The sequence below is a fragment of the Pseudomonas fluorescens genome (genome assembly GCF_902498065.1).
GTDB lineage: Bacteria > Pseudomonadota > Gammaproteobacteria > Pseudomonadales > Pseudomonadaceae > Aquipseudomonas > Aquipseudomonas fluorescens_BJ.
This window is the reverse complement of the sequence record NZ_CABVIR010000015.1, coordinates 2,170-5,508: the sequence shown is the minus strand read 5'-3', so window position 1 is coordinate 5,508 and position 3,339 is coordinate 2,170. Positions and strand designations below refer to the sequence as shown.

At 51.1% G+C, this 3,339-nt stretch carries 2 rRNA genes; both read right to left on the bottom strand.

What is annotated here, in order from left to right:
- Nucleotides 1–48: 48 nt before the first annotated feature.
- Nucleotides 49–164 (bottom strand): 5S ribosomal RNA (rrf, locus tag F8N43_RS29090).
- Between the two features lie 160 nt (nt 165–324).
- A 23S ribosomal RNA gene (locus tag F8N43_RS29085) occupies nt 325–3,216 on the bottom strand.
- Nucleotides 3,217–3,339: the final 123 nt, after the last annotated feature.

The window sequence follows — 3,339 nt, the reverse complement described above, 5'->3', positions numbered from 1 at the left end:
AAAACAAAACCCCTACCTGCATACGCAGATAGGGGTTTCGGAATTTAATCTTGACGATGACCTACTCTCACATGGGGAAACCCCACACTACCATCGGCGATGCATCGTTTCACTGCTGAGTTCGGGATGGGATCAGGTGGTTCCAATGCTCTATGGTCGTCAAGAAATTCGGTAGCCAGGTCGTGGGCCTTTGCAGGTTCACGCTCCAGCGAATGGGTATGTGACAGCTTGGTGTTTTGTGAGTATCTCGAACTTTCGGTTCGTTTCGTCTTCACACACCGCAATCTGATGCTCTTTCGAGTAGTCAAATTGCTTGGGTGTTATATGGTCAAGCCTCACGGGCAATTAGTATTGGTTAGCTCAACGCCTCACAGCGCTTACACACCCAACCTATCAACGTCGTAGTCTTCGACGGCCCTTCAGGGGACTCAAGGTCCCAGTGAGATCTCATCTTGAGGCTAGTTTCCCGCTTAGATGCTTTCAGCGGTTATCTATTCCGAACATAGCTACCCGGCAATGCCACTGGCGTGACAACCGGAACACCAGAGGTTCGTCCACTCCGGTCCTCTCGTACTAGGAGCAGCCCCTCTCAAATCTCAAACGTCCACGGCAGATAGGGACCGAACTGTCTCACGACGTTCTAAACCCAGCTCGCGTACCACTTTAAATGGCGAACAGCCATACCCTTGGGACCGGCTTCAGCCCCAGGATGTGATGAGCCGACATCGAGGTGCCAAACACCGCCGTCGATATGAACTCTTGGGCGGTATCAGCCTGTTATCCCCGGAGTACCTTTTATCCGTTGAGCGATGGCCCTTCCATACAGAACCACCGGATCACTAAGACCTACTTTCGTACCTGCTCGACGTGTCTGTCTCGCAGTCAAGCGCGCTTTTGCCTTTATACTCTACGACCGATTTCCGACCGGTCTGAGCGCACCTTCGTACTCCTCCGTTACTCTTTAGGAGGAGACCGCCCCAGTCAAACTACCCACCATACACTGTCCTCGATCCGGATAACGGACCTGAGTTAGAACCTCAAAGTTGCCAGGGTGGTATTTCAAGGTTGGCTCCACGCGAACTGGCGTCCACGCTTCAAAGCCTCCCACCTATCCTACACAAGCAAATTCAAAGTCCAGTGCAAAGCTATAGTAAAGGTTCACGGGGTCTTTCCGTCTAGCCGCGGATACACTGCATCTTCACAGCGATTTCAATTTCACTGAGTCTCGGGTGGAGACAGCGCCGCCATCGTTACGCCATTCGTGCAGGTCGGAACTTACCCGACAAGGAATTTCGCTACCTTAGGACCGTTATAGTTACGGCCGCCGTTTACCGGGGCTTCGATCAAGAGCTTCGCGTTAGCTAACCCCATCAATTAACCTTCCGGCACCGGGCAGGCGTCACACCCTATACGTCCACTTTCGTGTTTGCAGAGTGCTGTGTTTTTAATAAACAGTCGCAGCGGCCTGGTATCTTCGACCGGCATGGGCTTACGCAGTAAATGCTTCACCCTCACCGGCGCACCTTCTCCCGAAGTTACGGTGCCATTTTGCCTAGTTCCTTCACCCGAGTTCTCTCAAGCGCCTTGGTATTCTCTACCCAACCACCTGTGTCGGTTTGGGGTACGGTTCCTGGTTACCTGAAGCTTAGAAGCTTTTCTTGGAAGCATGGCATCAACCACTTCGTGTTCTAAAAGAACACTCGTCATCAGCTCTCGGCCTTAGAATCCCGGATTTACCTAAGATTCCAGCCTACCACCTTAAACTTGGACAACCAACGCCAAGCTGGCCTAGCCTTCTCCGTCCCTCCATCGCAATAACCAGAAGTACAGGAATATTAACCTGTTTTCCATCGACTACGCTTTTCAGCCTCGCCTTAGGGACCGACTAACCCTGCGTCGATTAACGTTGCGCAGGAAACCTTGGTCTTTCGGCGTGGGTGTTTTTCACACCCATTGTCGTTACTCATGTCAGCATTCGCACTTCTGATACCTCCAGCAAGCTTCTCAACTCACCTTCACAGGCTTACAGAACGCTCCTCTACCGCATCACCTAAGTGATACCCGTAGCTTCGGTGTATGGTTTGAGCCCCGTTACATCTTCCGCGCAGGCCGACTCGACTAGTGAGCTATTACGCTTTCTTTAAAGGGTGGCTGCTTCTAAGCCAACCTCCTAGCTGTCTAAGCCTTCCCACATCGTTTCCCACTTAACCATAACTTTGGGACCTTAGCTGACGGTCTGGGTTGTTTCCCTTTTCACGACGGACGTTAGCACCCGCCGTGTGTCTCCCATGCTCGGCACTTGTAGGTATTCGGAGTTTGCATCGGTTTGGTAAGTCGGGATGACCCCCTAGCCGAAACAGTGCTCTACCCCCTACAGTGATACATGAGGCGCTACCTAAATAGCTTTCGAGGAGAACCAGCTATCTCCGAGCTTGATTAGCCTTTCACTCCGATCCACAGGTCATCCGCTAACTTTTCAACGGTAGTCGGTTCGGTCCTCCAGTTAGTGTTACCCAACCTTCAACCTGCCCATGGATAGATCGCCCGGTTTCGGGTCTATTCCCAGCGACTAGACGCCCTATTAAGACTCGCTTTCGCTACGCCTCCCCTATTCGGTTAAGCTCGCCACTGAAAATAAGTCGCTGACCCATTATACAAAAGGTACGCAGTCACCCAACAAAGTGGGCTCCCACTGCTTGTACGCATACGGTTTCAGGATCTATTTCACTCCCCTCTCCGGGGTTCTTTTCGCCTTTCCCTCACGGTACTAGTTCACTATCGGTCAGTCAGTAGTATTTAGCCTTGGAGGATGGTCCCCCCATATTCAGACAAAGTTTCTCGTGCTCCGTCCTACTCGATTTCATGACCAAGAGATTTTCGCGTACAGGGCTATCACCCACTATGGCCGCACTTTCCAGAGCGTTCCGCTAATCTCAAAGCCACTTAAGGGCTAGTCCCCGTTCGCTCGCCACTACTAAGGGAATCTCGGTTGATTTCTTTTCCTCAGGGTACTTAGATGTTTCAGTTCCCCTGGTTCGCTTCTTAAGCCTATGTATTCAGCTTAAGATACCTAACTTATGTTAGGTGGGTTCCCCCATTCAGACATCTCCGGATCAAAGTCTGTTTGCCGACTCCCCGAAGCTTTTCGCAGGCTACCACGTCTTTCATCGCCTCTGACTGCCAAGGCATCCACCGTATGCGCTTCTTCACTTGACCATATAACCCCAAGCAATCTGGTTATACTATGAAGACGACATTCGCCGAAAATTCGATAATACTCAATTAAGAGCAACTCACAAATTTTACCTTAGCCTGATCCGTTACCAGTGAAAGTAACGT